This window comes from Microbispora sp. NPDC049633 (assembly GCF_040675265.1).
GTDB lineage: Bacteria > Actinomycetota > Actinomycetes > Streptosporangiales > Streptosporangiaceae > Microbispora > Microbispora maris.
The window spans coordinates 21,186-40,556 of sequence record NZ_JBFAOO010000025.1; the positions used below are offsets into that span (position 1 = coordinate 21,186).

A 19,371-nucleotide genomic window follows, 5' to 3' on the forward strand; every position below is an offset into this window, starting at 1 on the left:
AACGCACCGAAGCAACCCTGGAGACATCCGTGGAAAGACGCTGCCCAGTCCTCGACACCACCGGCCGGGACATCCACGCGGAGACCGACCGCCTGCGCGCACAGGGTCACGCCACCCGGGTCGAGCTTCCCGGCGGGGTGATCGCGTGGTCGGTCAACACCCATGCCGCGATCCGCAAGCTGCTGACCGACCCGAACGTCACCAAGAGCGCCAGGAACCACTGGCCCGCGTTCATCAACGGCGAGATCCCCCCGGACTGGGAGATGATCAGCTGGATCGCCATGGACAACATGGTCACGGCGTACGGCAAGGACCACGTCCGGCTGCGCCGGCTGGTCGGCAAGGCCTTCACGCCGCGCCGCACCGAGGCGATCAAGCCGCGGATCGTCGAGCTGACCACCATGCTCCTCGACGGGCTGGCGGCCACCCCGCCGGGCGAGGTGGTCGACCTCCGGCAGCGGTTCGCCTACCCGCTGCCGGCGATGCTGGTCGCCGACCTGATCGGGATGTCCGAGGCCGCCCGGGTCGAGACCGCCAAGGTCATCGACATGATGGTGGACACCACGGTCACCCCCGAGCAGGCCCAGGCCATCCTGCGCGGCTGGCGGGGCGCGATGGAGGAGCTCATCGCGGAGAAGCGCCGCAACCCCGGCGAGGACATCACCAGCGACCTGGTGGCCGCGCGCGACGAGGACGGCTCGCGCCTGTCCGAGCAGGAGCTGGCCGACACGATCTTCGCGATCCTCGGCGCGGGCTCGGAGACCACGATCAACTTCTTCGACAACGCCATCACGGCCCTGCTGTCCCACCCCGAGCAGCTCGAACTGGTCACCTCGGGCCGCGCGAGCTGGGACGACGTGATCGACGAGACGCTGCGGGTCGAGTCGCCGCTGGTGCACCTGCCGCTGCGGTACGCCGTCACCGACATCCACCTCGACGGGGTCACGATCCCGAAGGGCGACCCGATCCTCGTCAACTACAGCGCGGTGGGGCGCGACCCGGCCCTGCACGGCGACGACGCCGGCCGCTTCGACATCACCCGCCCGGACAAGGAGCACCTGTCGTTCGGCCACGGGCCGCACTACTGCCTCGGTGCGGGCATCGCCCGGGCGGTCGCGACCATCGGCCTGTCCAGCCTCTTCGAGCGCTTCCCCGAGCTGACCCTCGCCGTCTCGAAGGACGACCTGCAGCCGCTGCCGACGTTCATCATGAACGGCCACCGGGCCCTGCCGGTGCGGCTGACCGCCCCGGTGCCCGCCGGCGTCCGCTGAGCGCGGCGGCCCCCGCGGCTCCACGACAGAGCCCCCCGCATCCGGTGACCCCGGTGCGGGGGGCTCTGCCGTGACCGGGCATCCGGACGCTGGCATCCGGTCACCCTGGCACCCGGCACCCTGGCGCTCGGTCACCCTGGCACTCGGTCACGGCGGGCATCCGGCACACACGGCAGGAGGGCCGGGCGGCGCCCGGCCCTCCTGTTCGTCCGCTGGTCCGGCCTCCCGTCACGCGGCGCTGTCCAGCACGGCGGGCTCGCGCACGCCGACCGCGCCGGTGTCGGGCAGGGCCAGCCACCAGGGGTTGGCGCGGGCCCAGGCGATGGTCCGGGCGACGCCCTCCTCCAGCGAGGTGGCGCACCGCCAGCCGAGCACGCGGCGCGCCTTCGTGCTGTCGGGGATGCGCCGGGGGACGTCCTCGTAGGCCGAACCGAGCGCGTGGCGGGTGTCCACGGCGTCCACCGGGTCCTGCGCCGCGTCGGCCCCGGTCAGCCTGGCGACCAGCGCGCCGGCCTCGCGGACCGTCGTCTCGACCATGCTGCCCAGGTTGAACGACTCGCCGACGGCGGCCGGGTGGCCCGCGGCCAGCAGCGTGCCGTCGACGGCGTCGTCCACGTAGGTGAAGCACCTGGTCTGCCCGCCCCGGTCGTACATCACGATGGGCCGGCCGTTCAGCGCGCGGTGGATGCTGCGGCTCAGCACGAACGCGGGGCGCTGGCGCGGGCCGTAGGCGTTGAAGTAGCGGACGACCGTCGCCGGCAGGCCGTGCTGGCGGGCGAAGGCGAAGGTCAGGTGCTCGGTCAGCGCCTTGGCCGTGGAGTAGGTCCAGCGGTCGGCGGAGGTGGAGCCGAGCACGCGGTCGGCCTCCTCCGTCCACGGCACCGCGGGGTTCTTGCCGAACACCTCGCTCGTGCTGGCCACGACGACCCGGGCGCCGGCGCGGACGGCCTGCTCCAGCACGTTGCGGGTGCCCTGGAAGTTGATGTCGATGACGTCGAGGGGCCGGGCCAGGTACTGGTCCACGCCGACCACGGCGGCCAGGTGGTAGACCACGTCCACCCCGGCGGTGATCGCCCTCGCGAGCCGGTCCGGATCCCGTACGTCGCCCTGCACGAGCCGGGCGTGCTCACGGGCGAGCCGCTGGTGCTCCGGCAGCGGGCCGCTGTCGAAGACGGTCACCTCGTCCCCCCGGGCGATGAGGCGGTCCACCAGATGGCTGCCGATGAAGCCGGAGCCGCCCGTCACCACCACGCGGGAGGGACGGTGTCCCGTCCCGTGCGGCGGTGACAGCGGATTCACCCTTCTTGCGTCTCTTTCCACGGCCGCTGATCCCTTCCGTAGACGACGACGCGCCTGGTCAGGCGCGCATCCGAAATGGCGCGACGGCCGCCCGCGACCGGCGCGGGGGCCGTCGCGGGCGACCGGGTTGTCTCCTAGTCCTCCGAAGCCTTCGGTGCGGTGGGCCGGTAGTTGAGGATGACGATGCCCGAGGCGAGCGTCCTGCTGTCCACGAGCTCAAGCGGCGAGGCGACGCCCTTGCGGTGCAGCTGCCCCTCCTCGCTGCCCACCAGAACGGGGTGGAGCCAGACGTTGACCTCGTCGAGCAGGCCGTGGCTCAGCAGCGACTCGGTGAGCCGCCCCCAGCCGAAGGTCAGGATGTTCTGCCCCGGCTGCTGCTTGAGCTTGGCCACCTCGCCGGCGACGTCGGACCCGATGACGGTGGAGTTGTTCCAGTCGGCCTTCTCCAGCGTCGAGGAGACGACGTACTTGGGCAGGCTGTTCATCCGCTCGGCGTACCCGCTCTCGTCGGTCATCTCGGGCCACGCCTCGGCGAAGCCCTCGTACGTGACCCGCCCGAGCAGCAGGGCGTCGCTGGCGAACAGCAGCTCGCAGGCCTGGGCCTCCGCCTCGTCGCTCCAGTAGTCCATCGACCAGACCTCGGGGTGTTCGATGGCCCCGTCGAGCGACGTCATGACCGATGCGATGAGCTTCCTCATCCGCTGACCTCCTTCGTGTTCGCGGCCGTGCCCCCGCACCCTCCCACGCGGAGGGGGTCGAGCGGCGGCGCCGGCTGGATGTGGCGCGTGGCCGGATCCGGCCGCGCGGGGGAGTGAAGATGCGTTTCGACCGCAATGCCGGAGAGGCCGGTGACGTTCGCGGCTGGCGATCCGTCGGGGTCCGGCGCTCTCCGGCGTTGCGGTCGTAATCGTGCGTCGCGCACGGTCAGGCACGGTCAGGCGCGGTCAGGCGCGGTCGGTGGACGCGCCCACCGGCACGCCCGGCTGGGCCGGGTCGGTGGCCGTCACGCGTGCCCTGGTGTCCTTCCTGAACCAGACGTTCCACAGCTTCATCACCGGGCGCTCCAGGGCGTAGTAGCTCACGGTCGACAGGACCACGCTCACCGCGAGCACGAAGGCCGTCGTCTCCCAGAAGCCGACGGTGCCCCGGAACTGGGTGGCGTCGAGCGGGTCCACCCCGAAGATGTTGCCGTTCTTCAGGTAGAACTCCTGGACCAGCACGTGCCAGAGGTAGATGCCGTAGGAGATGCGCCCGAGGTAGCGCATCACCGGGTTGGCCAGGACCGCGTCCATGAACCGCGACTTCGCCTCCGGCAGCGTCAGCGGCACGATGAACAGCACGCCGAAGACGAGCACGAGGGTGTGGCCGACCAGCTCCTGGATCAGGGCGGGCCAGTCGCCCATGCCCGGGGTGCCGAAGGGCTGCGGGGCGTACGCCAGGTAGACGACCAGCGCGGCGAGCCAGAACAGGTTCGGCCGCCGGGCCGCCAGCCGGTAGAGGCCGGGCACCCGGCCGGTCACCTCGGAGTAGGCGTGCAGGATGCCCAGCGCCATGCCGCAGGCGAAGGCCGTCATGTAGTAGAAGGGCCAGAACCAGAACTCGTACGGACCCTTGAACGAGGGCAGGTTCGTGTAGACGATCCACGCGAACCCGCCGGCCAGCACGAGGGCGGGCGTGATCATCATGAGCCGCATCCGCCGGGCCGGGTCGGCGCTGCGGCGCGCGAGCCGGTTGGAGGCCAGCGCGAGCAGCGGGATGGCAAGGTAGAACGTGAGCTCGGTCGGGACGGTCCAGGTGTGCAGCAGGCCGGTCAGCGGCTGGCCTTCCTGCCAGAAGAAGTGGATCGCCAGGAACGGCCGGATCACGTCGCGGATGCCGTGGATCCCGTTGAGGTTGATGAACAGCAGCGCGACGGCCAGCATCAGCCAGTAGGCAGGAAGGATGCGGAACGCGCGCCGGGTGAGGAACGCCGGCACGTTCGGCCCGCGGGTGCCGGCCAGGACCGCGCGGGCGAAGGGCCGGTAGAGGAACAGACCCGACAGCACGAAGAAGGGCGGCAGACAGACCGCCAGGCCGTCCGCCAGGTATCCCCAGATGCCGTTGCCGGGCTGGTCCATGAAGCTGGTGACGCCCGCCAGCCACGCGGCGTGGAAGACGAGCACTCCCAATGCGAGGACGCCGCGCACGCCCTCTAGTCGCGGAATTCGTTCACCGCTGTCGGCTCTCGCGCCGTGCGCGCTGGATGTGGCCACCATTTTCCTGCTCCTATCAGGAGTGAATCCGTTCGCAATCGTTTGGCGATGCCAATCGACCCCCCTTGCGTCGTTATCATCAGGTTCAGCCTGAAATGCGCACATCTTTTGAAATGCTGGATTCGGCGCGGTTTTCCGCCCGCCGCGGCGCGCTCGCCTGCGGACGGCCGCCCTTCAGCAGGACGCGCAGGATCATGCCGGGGCTCATGAGCGCCTGTGGGGGGTCGACGAGCCCGGCGACGCGCATGAACGTCCTGGTGACGACGCCGTCCCTGGACATGGCGTTCTGCAGCCTGCCCATGTAGGCGTTCATCACCCGGACCATGAGCGGGCGCTCGCCCTCGACCTCCGGGAAGCTCAGGTCGCCGCCGGCCGAGATGTTCCAGGGCACGTCGATGACGGCGGCGATGTCGCGCAGGAAGTCGAGCGGCCTGGGCTCGGTCCCCTTGCGCAGGTGCGTGCGCAGGGTGAGCGCCTCCAGGGCGGCCACGGTCATGCCCTGGCCGTACACCGGGTTGAAGCTGCACGCGGCGTCGCCCATGACGAGCAGGCCGTCGGGGAAGCGGGTGAGCCGCTCGTAGTGCCGGCGGACGCTGGCCGGGTAGCGGAAGGAGACCGGGTCGTCCAGCGGCTCGGCGTCCTTGATGACGTCGTGGATGTCGGGGACCGGCAGGGACCCGACGAAGTCCATGAAGCCCTCGGGGGTCGCGGGGGCGCTGTCGCCCAGCACGCCGGTGAGGGACACCACGCACCGGCCGCCCTCGATCCTGGAGAAGAAGGCGCCGCGCGGGTGCGAGGGCGAGGAGACGGGGTTGATGGACAGGTCGCCGTGGAGGATGCTCTCGTCGGGCAGCCGGAAGTGCCGGGTGGTGTAGGTCAGGTTGATCTTGACCTTCTCCTCGGCCGGCCGCTCGTAGCCGAACTCCTCCAGCCACACCGGGGTCCGCGACCCCCGGCCGGTCGTGTCCACCACGAGGTCGGCCTCGATGGTCACCTCGTCGCCGTCGCCGGCCTGGGGCCGTACGCGCGCCCCGGTCACCCGGCCGCGGTCGGGCGTGGCGACCAGCCCGGCGATGTCGTGCTCCTCCAGGAACGTGACGTTGGGGAGCGCGGCCACCCGGGCGCGTACGTGGCTCTCCAGCACGGGACGGGCCGCGGAGACGCAGATCAGCCCGGTGCGGGCCGGCTCCAGCCGGGCCCCGTTGAAGAACCAGCGCAGCTCGCCCAGGTCACCGGTGGGCACGCCGGCGGCCACCGCCCCCTCGGTGAACCCGGGGAACAGCTCCTCCAGGATCTGCTGGCCGCGGGCGAGCAGCCCGTGCACGTGCCGGCCCTGGGGGACGCCGCGGCGCGCGGTCGTCACGCCGCTCAGCCGGTCCCGGTCGACCACCACCACCTCGGCGTAGCCGTCCGCGAGCACCCGCGCCGCGAGCAGGCCCGCCATGCTGCCGCCGAGCACCACCGCGCGGTTTCCCACGAGACTGCTCATCGGGTTACCTCCCTGTGTACCGGATCGCGCGGAAAGTGCGGCGATCCGCCGTTTCGCACCCCGTCATCGTCAGACGCCCCCGGGAAGCGGCGCATCTTCCGCAGTGCTCCGGTGTTCCGGTGCCCGGCGGGCTGTTCGCGGGCACGCCGAAGGGCCGGGCGGCAGGGACCGGCTCCGGTCCCGTCCGCCCGGCCGTGACGTCCGGTGCGCTTACGGCGTCAGGCGTTCACCGGCGCCGGCCGCAGCGAGCGCGCGAAGGCCCGCACGTCGCCGACCAGCAGGCCGGGCTGCTCCAGCGCGGCGAAGTGCCCGCCGCGGTCGAACTCCGTCCAGCGCGTGATCGTCGGCAGCGTCTGCTCGGCGAAGCGGCGGATCGGCCGGGTGGCGTCATTGGGGAAGACCGCGACCGCGACGGGCACGGTGAGCGGCCACGGCCCGCCCCACGTCCGTGCGAAGGCCGCGTCGCCGTAGCTGGACTCGTAGTAGAGCTGCGCGGACGAGCCCGCGGTGGCGGTGAACCAGTAGATGGACACGTTGGTCAGCAGGTCGTCGCGGTTCACCGCTTCCTCGGGGGCGTTCTCGACGCCGCTCCACTCCTTGAACTTCTCGGCGATCCAGGCGAGCTGGCCGACCGGGGAGTCGGTGAGCGCGTAGGCGAGGGTCTGCGGACGCGTGGACTGGATCTTCTGCCAGCCCACCCCGTCCTGCTGGAACCGGCCGCCGTGCTCCAGCCGGGCCAGCTCGTCCGCGTCCAGGTCCATCGTGGAGGGGTCGCCGGGCGGGAACGTCACCAGCATGTTGATGTGCACGCCGGCCACGTGCTCGGGGTCGACGAGGCCGAGCTGCAGCGAGATCACCTTGCCCCAGTCGCCGCCCTGCGCGATGTACCGGTCGTACCCGAGGCGCTTCATGAGCTCCGCCCACGCACGCGCGACCCTGGTCACGTCCCAGCCGGTCTCGCCGGTGGGACCGGAGAAGCCGTAGCCGGGGATGGACGGGATCACCACGTGGAAGGCGTCGGCCGGGTCGCCCCCGTGGGCCGCCGGGTCGGTCAGCGGGCCGATGACGTCGAGGAACTCGGCGACCGAGCCGGGCCAGCCGTGCGTGAGGATCAGGGGAGTGGCGTCGGGCTCCGGCGACCGGACGTGGACGAAGTGCACGTCCGTGCCGTCGATCTCGGTCACGAACTGGGGGTACTGGTTGAGCCGCCGCTCGGCGGCGCGCCAGTCGTAGCTCGTCCGCCAGTACTCGGCGAGTTCCTTGAGGTACGCCAGGGGGACGCCCCGGTCCCAGCCGACGCCCGGCAGCTCGTCCGGCCACCGGGTGGCGGCGAGCCGCCGCTTCAGATCGTCCAGGTCGGCTTGCGGGATTTCGACACGGAATGAACGCATGTGTGCACCTGATTCGGTAGTAGCGCTGCCTGATGCGATGCGATCTCGGGCGCCGGCGGAGTCGGCGGGCCGCGTGAGGACCTGTCCTCACCCCGCCATCGTCGGCCGGTGGCCCGCCGTGCCGCATCTCCCGCAGTGCTCCGTGCGCTCTCCCGTAACGGCAAGGGCTCCCTCTCCGCCGCACCAGGCGCGGTACGGCGGAGAGGGAGCCCGTGACGGAAGGACCCCGGCGTCGGTCACACGGCGTCTGTCACACGTTGGCGTCGGCCTTGGTGATGACGTCGGAGACCGCGGCGACAGCGGAGTAGTCGCCGGGGCTGAACCGGGTCTTGGTCAGCGCGAACGTGGTCCCGCTGGACAGGTCCATGTCGGCGTGGGTGCCGCCCGCGCCGGGCCAGCCGAGCACGCTCGACGGGTCCGGGCCGTTCTCCACCGGGCGGCCCAGGCCGAAGCCCAGCGCGTACTGCGTGGGGTGACCGAAGATCTCGTCGACGCCGTCGACCGCGACGGCCGAGACCTCACGCAGCCGCTCGGGCGAGATCAGGCGGACGCCGTCCACCTCGCCGAGCAGCGCGGCGTACAGCTTCGCGAGCGCCCGGGCGCTGAACGTGCCGCCGGCCGGGATGTCGGCGGCGAGGTAGTCGCGCCGGTTGCACATCTCGACGCTGAGCTGCACCGCCTTGGGGACGGCCTTGAAGTAGGTGGGCATCCACTGCTCCAGCTGGTCGAGGTCGACCGGGTCGCCCACCTGGACGAGCGGGGCCACCTTGTCCAGGTGGGAGGCCGGCACGCCGAGGAACAGCTCGTCGGCCACGCCCAGCGGGGTGGCCACCTCCTCCTTGAGCACCTGGGAGATCGGCTTGCCGGTCGCGCGGCGCACGGTCTCGCCGAGCAGCCAGCCGAAGGTCTGGGCGTGGTAGCCGGTCTTGGTGCCCGGCTCCCACCACGGCTCGGCGTCGGCGAGGGCCGTGACCATCTTGTCCCAGTCGATCAGGTCGTCCGGGGTGGTGTCCGCGGGGACGCCGGGGGTGCCGAGGGTGTGGGTCAGCGCGTGCCGGATGGTCGCCTTGTCCTTGCCCTTGGCGGCGAACTCCGGCCACACCTCCGCGATGGGAGTGTCGTAGCCGAAGACGCCCCGCTCCACGAGCACGTGCACCACGGCCGAGGTCAGAGCCTTGCCGGCGGAGCTGCTGTAGATCAGGCTGCCGGACGTGATCGGGCTTCCGGTCGCGGCGTCGACGCCGGCGACGGCGTCCACCACCTGACGGCCGTCCTGGTAGACCGCGACCTGCAGACCGGTCTCGGCCCCTGACTCGACCAGCTGGTCAATGGTTTCCTGAACTTTCCGCTGGAGTTCGCTCATGTCCTTTTCCCTTGTCGTCGGCCATTCCGTCGTATTTTCTCGCCCGCGGTGGCCGTCCGACAACGCGTTGTCAGGACAGCGCAATCTGAGAGAAGTTTTCCCCGCAATTTCAGAGATGCGGCGTGCGACGCGGCCCGACCACGATGTCACGGTAATCAGGGATTTATCGACAAGTTTCGTGGTGCCGCGCCGGCGCCTGTCGCGCCGTCACCGCAGCCGGTTGTCGACGAGGTCGTAGGGGAGGCTTGATGGCATCGCTCGGACCGGCCCGCCCGGAGACCGCCGAGTACTGGAACCGCAAGACGGAGACCATGCCGCGCCGGGAGCTGGAGCAGTGGCAGTGGCGCAAGCTGTCCAAGGCCCTGGACTACGCCCGGAGCAACTCGCCGTTCTGGCGGGAACGGCTGCCCGAGCGGATCGGCTCACTGGAGGAGTACTTCGCGACCGTCCCGTTGCTGCACAAGTCGGAGCTGATCGCCGCGGAGGAGGCGGCCCCGCCGTACGGCGCCTGGCCGTCGACCGATCCCATACTGGGGATCCGGCACCACCAGACCAGCGGCACGAGCGGCAGCCCGCCGGTGCGCACGTTCGACACGCTGCGCGACTGGACCTGGGGCGTGGACCTGTGGTGCACCGTGCTGTACGGCATGGGCGTGCGCCCCGGCCACCGGGGGATGGTCGCCTTCGGCTACGGCCTGTTCATCGGCTTCTGGGGCATGCACTACGGCCTCGAACGCATGGGCTGCCGGGTCGCCCCCTCGGGCGGGCTCGACTCGAAGGCACGCGTCCGGCTGCTGGTGGACCAGCAGATCGAGGTGCTCGGCTGCACGCCCAGCTACGCCATGCGGCTGATCGAGACGGCCCGCGAGATGGGCGTCGACCTCGCCAGGGACGCCAACGTGCGGATCATCATGGCGGGCGGCGAGCCGCGCCCCGAGTCGACCACGCGGACGATATCCGAGGCGTTCGGGGCCCGGGTGTTCAACGCCGCGGGCACGACCGAGTTCGGCACCGTGTCGATGTTCGAGTGCCCCTGGCAGAACGGCGGCTGCCACATCATCGAGTCCGGGCTCATCGAGGAGGTGCTGCACCCTGAGACCCTGCAGCCCGTGGGGTACGGCGAGGAGGGCGTCCGCGTGACGACCGGCCTCGGCCGTGAGGGCGTGCAGCTGTTCCGCCACTGGACCGACGACCTGGTGGTGAAGAGGCCCTGGCACGAGTGCGGCTGCGGCCGCACCTGGGACTGGTTCGACGGCGGCATCCTTGGGCGGCGCGACGACATGCGGAAGATCCGCGGTGTGTCCGTCACGCCGGTGATGATCGAGGACGTGCTGCGGGGCTTCCCCGAGGTGAGCGAGCACCAGGTGATCCTGCGTACCGTCCGCGGGCTCGACACGATCGTCGTGCGGGTGGAGCCGCACGACCTCGCCGGCCTGGACGCGCCGGGCCTGTGCGAGCGCATCAGCAGGGCGGTGAAAGAGGAGATCGGCATCCGCCCGGAGGTCGAGACGGCCGAGCCGGGCAGCCTTCCCCGATTCGAACTGAAAGCGGCGAGGTTCCATGATGAACGCTCCAGGTGAGCTGTCCCCCAAGCAGGAGCGGCAGCTCCGCGAGTGCTACGCGACCCTGCACGAGCTGGCCGAGTCGTGCGGCGTCCCGTCCGTCGCCACCGCCGCGCGGGTGGCCGTGGCGGAGCTGCACGCGGCGCTCGACGGGCAGGCCCTCGACTTCGAGTTCTACTCGCACCGGTGGAGCGGCGAGCGGGAGATCCCGTTGCGGGAGGCGTCGTGACGGGCCGGCGCAAGCGGATCGTCGCCATCAACGGCTCCGAGCGCGACGGCAACACGGTGGACGTCCTGCTGCACGCGGCGGAGGTCGCCGCCAAGCGCGGCGTCGACCTCGAGGCCGTCGACCTGCGGAACATCCGGATGGTGGCCTGCGGGCCGTGCGGCGACTGCAACGACCGCGTGGTCCGCTGCGTGCAGACCGACGACGTCGCGGGCGTGGTGGAGAAGATGAGCGCCGCGGACGGCATCATCTACGCCGCCCCCGTCCACGGCTTCGGCACCTGCAGCCTGATGCAGACGTTCCTGGAACGTGCCGGGGTCGGCTACCTGCGCTTCGACCGGCCCCTGCGCAACAAGGTGGCCGGCGTGATCGCGCTCGCCCGCCGCTACAGCGCGGGAGAGGTGTGGGCGCAGCTCACCGCCAACGCGCTGCTCAACCGGATGATCGTGGTCGGCAGCGGGTTCCCCGCCACCGTGCACGCCCTGCACAAGGGCGACGCCGCGTACGACGAGGAGGGCATGATCAACGTGACCCGGCTGGTGGACCGCATGATCGACATGATCGAGCTGCTGGACGAGTACCGCGAGCTGACCGGCAGGGAGGAGATCCTCCCGCTGCGGGAGCGCAGCGAGCGCGACGGCCTGACCTGGGACGCCGCGCGGGAGCGGATGTGAGTGCCGTCGCGGCCCGGCCGGTGGTGAACGCCGTCGCGGCCGAGCCGGCCGGCCCGCCCGCGCTGCGCGCGTTCTGGCAGGAGTACCGGCGCACGCTGCGCGCCTTCCACGACGGCCGCATGACGGAGGCGGACTGGGACCGCTGGTACGGCGAGCGGCTGACGGCGGTGCTGCGGCACGTGACGTCCCGCTCGCCGTTCTACCGCCGCCACCTGGCCGGGGTGGACGTCGAGCGGGTCACCCCGCGCACCCTGTCCACGCTGCCCTTCACCACCAAGGACGACCTGCGCCGCGAGATGTACGACGTGCTGTCGGGCAGCCCGGCGGAGGCCGCCATCTTCTACGAGACGACGGGCACGACCGGCGCGTCGACGCCGTGCCCGCGCGGGGCGAAGGACATCCTGACCAGCAACTCGGCGGTGGAGGAGTCCTGGCGGCGGCTGTTCGAGGCCCGCTTCGGCGACCGGAGACCGGTGGTCGGGCTGATGGGCCCCTCCGAGCTGTACGCGTTCGGCGACGTGTTCACGGCGGTGACGGCCGCCCTCGGCGCGTGCCACGTGAAGATCTGGCCGGAGTCGCCGCGCGTCGGGTTCCGCAAGGCGCTGCGCCTGATCGAGGAGCTGGGCATCGAGGTCCTGGTCTGCGCGCCGGCGATGTGCCTCAGCCTGGCGAAGGCGGCCCGGCACTACGGCTACGACCCGGCCCGGCTGCCCGTCTCCCTGTTCCTGGTGCTGGGCGAGGTCTGCACCCCGGCCTTCGCCGCCAACGTCTCCTCGCTCTGGCCGGAGGCGATCGTCCGTCCCGCGTTGTACGGCTCGCAGGAGGCGCTGTGCATCGCGACCGGCGCGATCACCGGCGACCTGCACCTGTCCAAGCTGAACTACCTGGTGGAGGTCGTCGACCCCGACACCGGCGACGTCCTCGGCGACGAGGGCGTGGGGGAGCTGGTGCTGACGATGCTGGTCGACGGCATCAAGCCGCTGATCCGCTACCGCACCGGCGACCTCGTGCGGATCACCCCGGCGCCGGACGGCGCGCCGCTGCCGGGGCCGGTCGTCGAGGTCATCGGCCGCGCCGCCGACCGGATCCACCTGGGCACCGCGGTGCTCCAGCCGGCCGAGCTGGAGACCGCCGTGCTCACCGGCGTGCGCGGCTGCCTCGGCTACCAGATCGTCATCGACGGCGACGGCGCGGGCGGTGACAGGGTGACCGTGCGCATGGACCTGCTGCCCGAGATCGCCGGCGACCCGCGCGACATCGGCGCGGGGGTGGCCGCCCGGCTGCGCCGGCTCGCCGGGGTGGACGCGGACATCACGGTCGAGGCCGAGCTCGACCCGGTGACCAACACCGGGGCGTTCGTGAGCTGGAAGGCCGCCAGGATCCTGGACAACAGGTCCGCGCCGGACCCCGCGGCGCTGGTCGCCCGCGAGGTCGCGCACCGCTACGCGATCACGACCTGAAAAGGGGCCGCCCGGCCGGCGTGCCGCCCGCACGCCGGCCGGGCTCCTCCATGTCCTCCGCCCGGCCCACCGCCCGTCCCCGCGGACATGCCGCGCGAACGTCTCACGTCGGCCGGTCGCGTGGACGTTCAGCGTGGACGTCCTGCGTAACGTCTCGCGCGGACATCTTTCGCGGACGCGGAACGCCGCCCGGCCGCGCGTGAGGCGTGACCGGGCGGCGCGTGCGGGGTCGCCGGGGAAGGGCTAGCCGGGGAAGGGTTAGTTGGCCGAGTCGACCCTGATCGCCTGGGCGATGTAGTCGCGCAGCGCCTCGTGGTTGATCTGGTCGGGCTTCTTGATCTTGACGTGCCGCGTCTGCTTTCCCACGCCCGCCAGCAGGCCGTGCGCGTCCTCGAACTCCGCGCCCCGCTCGAAGGCGAAGGTGATGTGGGTCTTGCTGCTGCTGATGATCGCCAGGATCTTCTTCTGCTGCCAGGCCGGGGAGCCGAACTTGATGACCTCCGCCGCGTCCGGCGCGCACTCCGCCATCAGCTCGCGCAGAGCGGTGACGATCTCCTGCTGCTCGGGCGTGAGCCTGGTCTTCATGTACTCGTCCACGTCCGGGTTGCCCATCCGGGGGACCTCCTTCGGAATCGTCCGCGCCGGGCGTCGGACCTCGGCGCCATGGTCATCTTCGCAATCCCGTCCCGCGCGCGGTGCGCGTTTTACAGACGGGAGGCATTCGGGGTGATGTCGCCGCGGAACAGCCCGTCCGGGTCGACGCGCTCGCGGACCCGGTCGGCCGCGGCGATCTGGTCGGGGCCGAGGTGGCCCTGCGGCTGCTCGACGTTCTCCACGAACGAGGGCGCGGTCCGCCCGGTGTCCCACGGGCTCAGCGCGGCGCGCACGGCCGCGCAGTGCTCCTCGATGGCCGCCAGGCTCGCGGCGTCCTCGACGACGCCCGCGCCGGAGTACGCGTACGCCGCGTCGAGGTGACTGAGCGCGCCGCCCGTCGGGTCCGGCACGGCGTACGCGCCGCCGAGCTGCCGCAGCCCGGCGGTCACCAGCGGCGAGGGTCCCCCGAGCAGCCGGAGGAACTCGGCGGCGCCCTCGTCGCCGAACTCACGCAGCAGCATGTGGTCGCCGGCGATGGCGATGGGGTCGTCGGGCTCCATGTGCGCCTCCAGCACGGCGGCCGGGACGGTCTCCTCCCAGGTGTCCATGACCGGCTCCGCGACGGCGCGCAGCGGGGCGAGCAGGTTCTCCGCCTGCCGCCGTGCGAGGGTCAGGTCGTCGCCCGCGGTGCCGAGCACGGCGCCGTCGACGCTCACCACGGGACCGGCGCTCAGCGCGGGCGGGATCTCCGGCAGCGGCGGCAGGTTCATGATTCGCAGCGACGTCGTCACCTCCCAGGGGGCGTCGAGCGTCCACCGCCGCCACTCGGCCAGCAGCCGGGGCGCGTGCGCGGCCGGCCAGAAGGACGCCCCGGTGATCACCCGGGCCGCCGGGAACAGGTCGATCTCGATCGCGGTGACGACGCCGAAACCGCCCCCGCCGCCGCGCAGCGCCCACAGCAGCTCGGGATCGGACGTCGCGTCCGCGCGGCGCAGCTCGCCGTCGGCCGTGACCAGCTCGACCGCGCGCACGCTGTTGGCGGCGAGCCCGTGCAGCCGGCCGTAGAAGCTCAGCCCGCCGCGCAGCAGATAACCGACCACGCCGACGGTCGGGGCCGAGCCGTGGGGCGCGGCCAGCCCGTGGGCGGCGGCGGCCTCGACCACCGCGGCCCAGCGCGTGCCGGCGGGGACGCGCGCCACCCGGCGGTGGGAGTCGATCTCGACGCCGCCCCCCAGCTCGGTGCGGATGAGCAGCGCGTCCTGCACGGGACGCCCCGCGGGGGCCGCGTGTCCCGTCGTGTGGACGCGCACCGGCAGCCGCCGCGCTCTGGCGTACCGGATGGCGGCCCGGACCTCGTCGACCGTGCGGGCGGTCGTCGCGGCCACCGGCCGCACCCGCCCGGCGAGGTTGAAGATCTGCGTGGCGGCGTCGAACGCCGCCTCTCCCGGCAGCGCGATGCTCACGCCCTGCTCGCCGACCATCGTCATGACTGGCGTGCCCTCCAGCTCAGCGGTGCCAGGCCGGTGTCCTGGCGTTCGGCCGTTTCCCAGGCTCGCACGCCGGTCGCGCGCGCCGCGTCTCCCAGCGTGCGCAATGCGCGGCCCCGCCGCCGGGCCCGTCCGCCCCCGCACTCTGGGAGATGTGGCCGCGCCGCCCGCCACGGACGATGGCGTCGACGCGTTGTGTCCCGGGTCCGAGCCCGTCCGCCCAGATGAGGGCGGCACGATGGGAGCGACATCTCCATGGCTTTCGAAGTGGGTTCCGAAGCCGTCGATACGGCAGAGATCGGCAGGCACTACGACGAGCGCTCGCCCATCGGCGACGTGCTGCGCGACGGCCAGATCCACATGTGGTACTGGTACGACGACGAGGACGACACCCCGCTGGCGGAGGCGATCCACCGCCTCGGCCGCAAGGTGACCGACACCCTGGGCCTGCGGCCCGGCGAGCACCTGCTGGACGCGGGGTGCGGGCCGGGCGCGACGGCCGTCTTCCTCGCCCGGACCTACGGCGTGCGGGTCACCGGCGTCACGGTGAGCCGCTTCGAGATCGACACGGCCAGGGCGCGGGTGAGCGACGCCGGCGTCGGCGACCTGGTGCGCGTCGAGTACGGCGACTACGCGGCCCTGCCCTACCCGGACGCCTCCTTCGACGCCGTGCTGGCCCTGGAGTCGCTGCAGAACGCGGCCGACCTCGACCGGGTGCTCGGCGAGCTGCACCGGGTGCTGCGGCCGGGCGGCCGCCTCACCCTCTCGGACTTCAGCCTGGAGTCGCCGGCCGAGCCCGAACGGGTGGCGAAGTTCATGGACACCCTCAAGCTGCGCGAGCTGCCCACCACACAGGGCTGGCTCGACCGCGTGCGTGCCGCCGGGTTCGCGGTGGAGGAGCACACCCAGTGCGGCCCGCGCGTGTTCGGCAGGAAGTCGAAGTACATCAAGGCCGCGATGGCCAGGCGGGACGAGGTGGCCGGGAGGTTCGGCGAGGAGGCCGTGACCCGGTTCTCGCAGCGTCATCTGGGCTTCTTCGCCCCCCGGCCGGACCAGATCGGCTACGTGATCGTCTCCGCGCGCAAGCCCCGCAACGACCAAGCCCCCCGCGAGTTCCCCCGCGAAAGGACGCGCAAATGACCACATCCCTTGTGCAGCCGGCCGTCGCCGATCTCCTGCACGCGTTCGCCGACGCGCCGCCGGAGCGCCGGGACGAGGAGTTCCGGCGCCTGGTGGACGCGCTGTGGCACGACGGCGCCCTGACGGACCTCGCCCTGCCCGCCGTGCCCCTGCTGGTGGAGACGCTGGAGCGGATCGGCGACGACGGCGGGGCCCACCTCGCGGTCCTGCTCGGCATGCTGGCGGAGGCCGAGGACCCCACGGACGGCGAGGTGGCCGCGGCCGTACGGCAGGGCCTCGACCTCTACCTGGAGCTGTGGGCCGGCAGCGCGAACGGGCAGCCGTTGTCGCTGGCGCTGGCCTACCTGCTCGGGCACTTCCCCGAGGACCGGGAGCGCGTCCTGGCCGCGGCCGAGGGCCGGGGGCTCGACGTGTACGACCTGTCCAAGCTCGACCGCGCCCTGCAGCGGCTGGACCCGGACAACCCGGTGCTGGGGCGGGTCTTCCCCTCACCGGCGGTGTGGGCGCTGATGGACGAGGCCGAGCGGGACTTCGACAACTCCTGGATCAAGCGGCTGCCGGCCGAGCAGATCACGCGCAACTGGAACAACGACACGCAGACCGTGCTGGGCAACCTCGGCGCCATGGCGTACTGGGCGGCCGGGAACGGCGCGCCCACGCCCGTGGAGGTCGGGACCGTGCCGCCCCGCGACACCCTCCCGCCCCCGCCGGAGGCCGGCGTCGACCTGTTCGCGCGGCACGCGGAGGCGTTCCGCTGCCCGCACTGCCGCGGCCCGCTGGCCTTCGAGGGCGACGGGGTGCGGTGCGCCGACTGCTCGGCGTCCTACCCGATCGCGAGCGGCATCCTCAACCTCACCGAGGACGCCGAGCGCAACGCCGGCGACTTCCTCTACAAGCTGGCCGAGGTGCCGAGCATGGGCCACTTCTACGAGGCCTACGCGCGGCCGAACTTCCTGCGGCTGGCCGGCTCCAACTGGGGCGCCGCGGTGACGCCCGCCGACGAGGACGCCTACATCGCCGAGCACGTGCGCCCGGTGGACGGGCCGGTGCTCGACCTGGCCGCCGGCGCGGGCCGGTGGACGGAGACCCTGATGAACGCGGTGGGCGCCGAGCGGCTCATCGCGCTGGACATGTACCCGCCGATGCTGACCGCGCTGCGCAGGAGGCTGCCGCAGGTGCCGGCCGTGATGGCGAACGCCCGCAGCCTGCCGTTCGGCGACGCGACGCTCGGCGCGGTGATGTGCTGGAACGCCCTGCAGGCGTTCCCCGACCACGCGGCCGAGGCGATCGCCGACGTGGGCCGCTGCCTGCGTCCCGGCGGCACGTTCACGTTCCTGACGTTCCGCACGCCCTCCGACCCGATCGCCCGCTACTTCCAGTCGCGCCACTTCTTCCCCGGGCACCAGGGCGGGCTGGAGCTGTTCGACCTCGACGACATCAAGGCGTGGCTGGCCGCGGCGGGGCTGACGATCCGGGACGAGCGGGGCCCCGGCACCTTCGTCATCATCACGGCCGAGCGTCCCAGCTGAGAAGTCACCCGCGCGGCTGAGCGGGCGTACGTCAGGGCCGGTCCGGGCATCCGGGCCGGCCCTTCCGCTGCCGTCCTCCCGCCGTCCAGAGGGCCGTGCCCCTCTCCCGGGGCGCACAGGAGAAGGCCGCCGCCCCGGTGGGGGACGGCGGCCTCGGGGTGCGACGGGGGCTCAGCGGGCGAGCTTGAGCCGTACGACCTTCTCCAGGTCGGCGGCCGAGTAGTCCCGGCCGGCCGAGGCCTCGCTGAAGGACTCCACGGCGAGGCTGTGGCCGGGGGTGCCCGCCGGGTCGCGGAACCCGTTGCGCAGCGCGTACTCGTTGTACGCGTCCAGCAGCCGCTGGGCCTCCAGGGTGGCCTCGGTGAAGCGGACCAGCGGGTCGGCGCCGTGGGCCAGCACGTCGCCCATGGCGCGCGTCATGACGTCCTGGTTGCCGGCGAAGTCGCCGAACAGCGCGCCCTGGGAGAGCGGCACGCCGCCGGCCAGGGCGGGGTCGACGGTCGCCCCGCTCGGGTAGCGGCTGACGTGCTCGTAGGCCAGCCGGTGGTAGGGGTGCTTGTCGAACCAGCCCTCCTCCTCCAGCAGGTCATAGGAGGCGCGGGTGATCGGGATGAAGCTGCTGAACTTGTGCCGGTCGGCCGCGTTGCGCGGGTTGTGCAGGAACTGGATCAGGGCCAGCGCGCCGTCCTGGGTGGCCTCGTCCAGGCCGTTCGCCAGCCACAGCGAGGTTCCCGCCACCGCGTTGCCGACGTACGGGACCTTCTCGTTGTAGGGGAAGATGCCGATCTCGATGGGGAACCCGCTCTGCTCGGCCGCCTGGACCATGTAGTTGACGTCGTTTGACGAGGTGAACCTGATCGCCACGTCCTGGTCGGCGAAGGCCTTGAACGTGCCCGCCCAGTCGGGGATCTTGCCCGTGTAGAGGTAGTGGCCTCTGCGGTGCAGCCCCCGCCACCACTCGACCCAGGCGAGCATCTCGTCGGAGGCCAGGTAGGCGGTGGTGGCCCGGCCGGAGCGGCCGTTGTCGTTGTCCACCAGCAGCCCGCCCTGGCTGGCGAGCGCCTGCTGGAAGAACGTGCCGTGGTTCGACCAGGTGATGGCGTGCGCGGGACCGTTGCGGAGCTTGGCGATCTCGTCGCAGACGGCCTCGACCTCCGTCCACGTCTGCGGCAGCTCGGAGACGCCGGCCGCGCGCAGCAGGTTCGCGTTGGCGAACAGCAGGCTGGTCGTGCCGCCGGACGGCATCGAGGTGAGGTCGCCGTCCAGGGAGTAGTAGTCGCGGAAGGCCGGCAGCAGGTCGTCGATCACGACGGGCTCGCCGAGGATCTCGGTGCGTCCCCCGACGGCCTTCTCCACCGAGGTGAAGACCGGGCTGCCGTCCCTGTTGCGCATGTCCCGGGCGGCCTGGCCCATGTAGAAGTAGATCTCCGCGACCATCGGCGCCCGCCCCTCGGCGGCCGCCTCGGCCACCTTGAGCGGGAACGTCCAGAAGTCCTGGCCCACGATGTTCACCCGGTATTCCGGGTGCGCCTTCTCGAAGTCCCGGCCCTGCTCGTACCACCGGTCCATCCAGCCGGGGAAGGTCAGGTCCGGCACCCAGACGTCGAGGACGATTCGGTCCTTCATTCCATCTC

The 19,371-nt window shown here is 72.0% G+C and carries 16 protein-coding genes; 7 read left to right on the forward strand and 9 right to left on the reverse strand.

Annotated features, from left to right (window positions below):
- The first annotated feature begins 29 nt into the window (after positions 1 to 29).
- Complete coding sequence (locus AB0J39_RS09455; protein WP_363462942.1) at positions 30 to 1,271, forward strand: cytochrome P450; 1,242 nt, start codon at positions 30 to 32, stop codon at positions 1,269 to 1,271.
- 228 nt (positions 1,272 to 1,499) lie between these two features.
- Here AB0J39_RS09455 and AB0J39_RS09460 read toward each other — a convergent pair whose 3' ends face one another.
- The 6 genes from AB0J39_RS09460 to AB0J39_RS09485 all read right to left on the reverse strand — a co-directional run bounded on the left by AB0J39_RS09460 (position 1,500) and on the right by AB0J39_RS09485 (position 9,065).
- The gene (locus AB0J39_RS09460; RefSeq protein ID WP_363462943.1) at positions 1,500 to 2,570 is read right to left on the reverse strand and encodes an NAD-dependent epimerase/dehydratase family protein; all 1,071 of its coding nucleotides are present in this window, start codon (positions 2,568 to 2,570) and stop codon (positions 1,500 to 1,502) included.
- Between the two features lie 134 nt (positions 2,571 to 2,704).
- Entirely contained in the window at positions 2,705 to 3,268 is a 564-nt protein-coding gene (locus AB0J39_RS09465) for a dihydrofolate reductase family protein (RefSeq protein ID WP_363462944.1), read from the reverse strand.
- Positions 3,269 to 3,514: 246 nt separating this feature from the next.
- Positions 3,515 to 4,825, reverse strand: a complete 1,311-nt coding sequence (locus AB0J39_RS09470) for an acyltransferase (protein ID WP_363462945.1) — start codon at positions 4,823 to 4,825, stop codon at positions 3,515 to 3,517.
- 82 nt (positions 4,826 to 4,907) lie between these two features.
- Entirely contained in the window at positions 4,908 to 6,311 is a 1,404-nt protein-coding gene (locus AB0J39_RS09475) for an FAD-dependent monooxygenase (RefSeq protein ID WP_363462946.1), read from the reverse strand.
- Between the two features lie 218 nt (positions 6,312 to 6,529).
- Positions 6,530 to 7,702 carry an epoxide hydrolase family protein gene (locus tag AB0J39_RS09480; protein WP_363462947.1) on the reverse strand — a complete coding sequence of 391 codons (1,173 nt, stop codon included), beginning with the start codon at positions 7,700 to 7,702 and terminating at the stop codon, positions 6,530 to 6,532.
- Positions 7,703 to 7,952: 250 nt separating this feature from the next.
- Positions 7,953 to 9,065 (reverse strand): serine hydrolase domain-containing protein, encoded by a 1,113-nt coding sequence (locus tag AB0J39_RS09485; RefSeq protein WP_363462948.1) that lies wholly within the window; start codon positions 9,063 to 9,065, stop codon positions 7,953 to 7,955.
- A 248-nt stretch (positions 9,066 to 9,313) separates the two neighbouring features.
- Between AB0J39_RS09485 and AB0J39_RS09490 the strand changes: the two genes are divergently transcribed.
- Genes AB0J39_RS09490 through AB0J39_RS09505 form a run of 4 tightly spaced genes read left to right on the forward strand, consistent with a single transcriptional unit; the run spans position 9,314 to position 12,987 of the window.
- Positions 9,314 to 10,645 (forward strand): AMP-binding protein, encoded by a 1,332-nt coding sequence (locus tag AB0J39_RS09490; RefSeq protein ID WP_363462949.1) that lies wholly within the window; start codon positions 9,314 to 9,316, stop codon positions 10,643 to 10,645.
- A complete protein-coding gene (locus AB0J39_RS09495; protein WP_363462950.1) occupies positions 10,629 to 10,856 on the forward strand; it encodes a DUF6052 family protein in 228 nt (75 codons plus the stop codon). The genes AB0J39_RS09490 and AB0J39_RS09495 overlap by 17 nt, the downstream gene beginning before the upstream one ends.
- On the forward strand, positions 10,853 to 11,527 hold the full coding sequence (locus AB0J39_RS09500; RefSeq protein ID WP_363462951.1) for a flavodoxin family protein: 675 nt from the start codon (positions 10,853 to 10,855) through the stop codon (positions 11,525 to 11,527). The genes AB0J39_RS09495 and AB0J39_RS09500 overlap by 4 nt, the downstream gene beginning before the upstream one ends.
- Positions 11,524 to 12,987, forward strand: coding sequence for an AMP-binding protein (locus AB0J39_RS09505; protein WP_363462952.1), 1,464 nt, complete (start codon positions 11,524 to 11,526; stop codon positions 12,985 to 12,987). Before AB0J39_RS09500 ends, AB0J39_RS09505 begins: the two co-directional genes overlap by 4 nt.
- A gap of 258 nt (positions 12,988 to 13,245) precedes the next feature.
- Here AB0J39_RS09505 and AB0J39_RS09510 read toward each other — a convergent pair whose 3' ends face one another.
- Together AB0J39_RS09510 and AB0J39_RS09515 are read right to left on the reverse strand one after the other, a co-directional pair.
- On the reverse strand, positions 13,246 to 13,599 hold the full coding sequence (locus AB0J39_RS09510; RefSeq protein WP_363462953.1) for a DUF1801 domain-containing protein: 354 nt from the start codon (positions 13,597 to 13,599) through the stop codon (positions 13,246 to 13,248).
- Positions 13,600 to 13,691: 92 nt separating this feature from the next.
- The gene (locus tag AB0J39_RS09515; protein ID WP_363462954.1) at positions 13,692 to 15,068 is read right to left on the reverse strand and encodes an FAD-binding protein; all 1,377 of its coding nucleotides are present in this window, start codon (positions 15,066 to 15,068) and stop codon (positions 13,692 to 13,694) included.
- 255 nt (positions 15,069 to 15,323) lie between these two features.
- Here AB0J39_RS09515 and AB0J39_RS09520 point away from each other — a divergent pair, with 255 nt between their 5' ends.
- Both AB0J39_RS09520 and AB0J39_RS09525 read left to right on the forward strand, forming a co-directional pair.
- The gene (locus AB0J39_RS09520; protein ID WP_363462955.1) at positions 15,324 to 16,208 is read left to right on the forward strand and encodes a methyltransferase domain-containing protein; all 885 of its coding nucleotides are present in this window, start codon (positions 15,324 to 15,326) and stop codon (positions 16,206 to 16,208) included.
- Entirely contained in the window at positions 16,205 to 17,737 is a 1,533-nt protein-coding gene (locus AB0J39_RS09525; protein ID WP_363462956.1) for a methyltransferase domain-containing protein, read from the forward strand. Before AB0J39_RS09520 ends, AB0J39_RS09525 begins: the two co-directional genes overlap by 4 nt.
- 171 nt (positions 17,738 to 17,908) lie before the next feature.
- Here the strand turns inward: AB0J39_RS09525 and AB0J39_RS09530 are convergent, their stop codons facing one another.
- Positions 17,909 to 19,363 carry an extracellular solute-binding protein gene (locus tag AB0J39_RS09530; protein ID WP_363462957.1) on the reverse strand — a complete coding sequence of 485 codons (1,455 nt, stop codon included), beginning with the start codon at positions 19,361 to 19,363 and terminating at the stop codon, positions 17,909 to 17,911.
- Between the last annotated feature and the right edge of the window lie 8 nt (positions 19,364 to 19,371).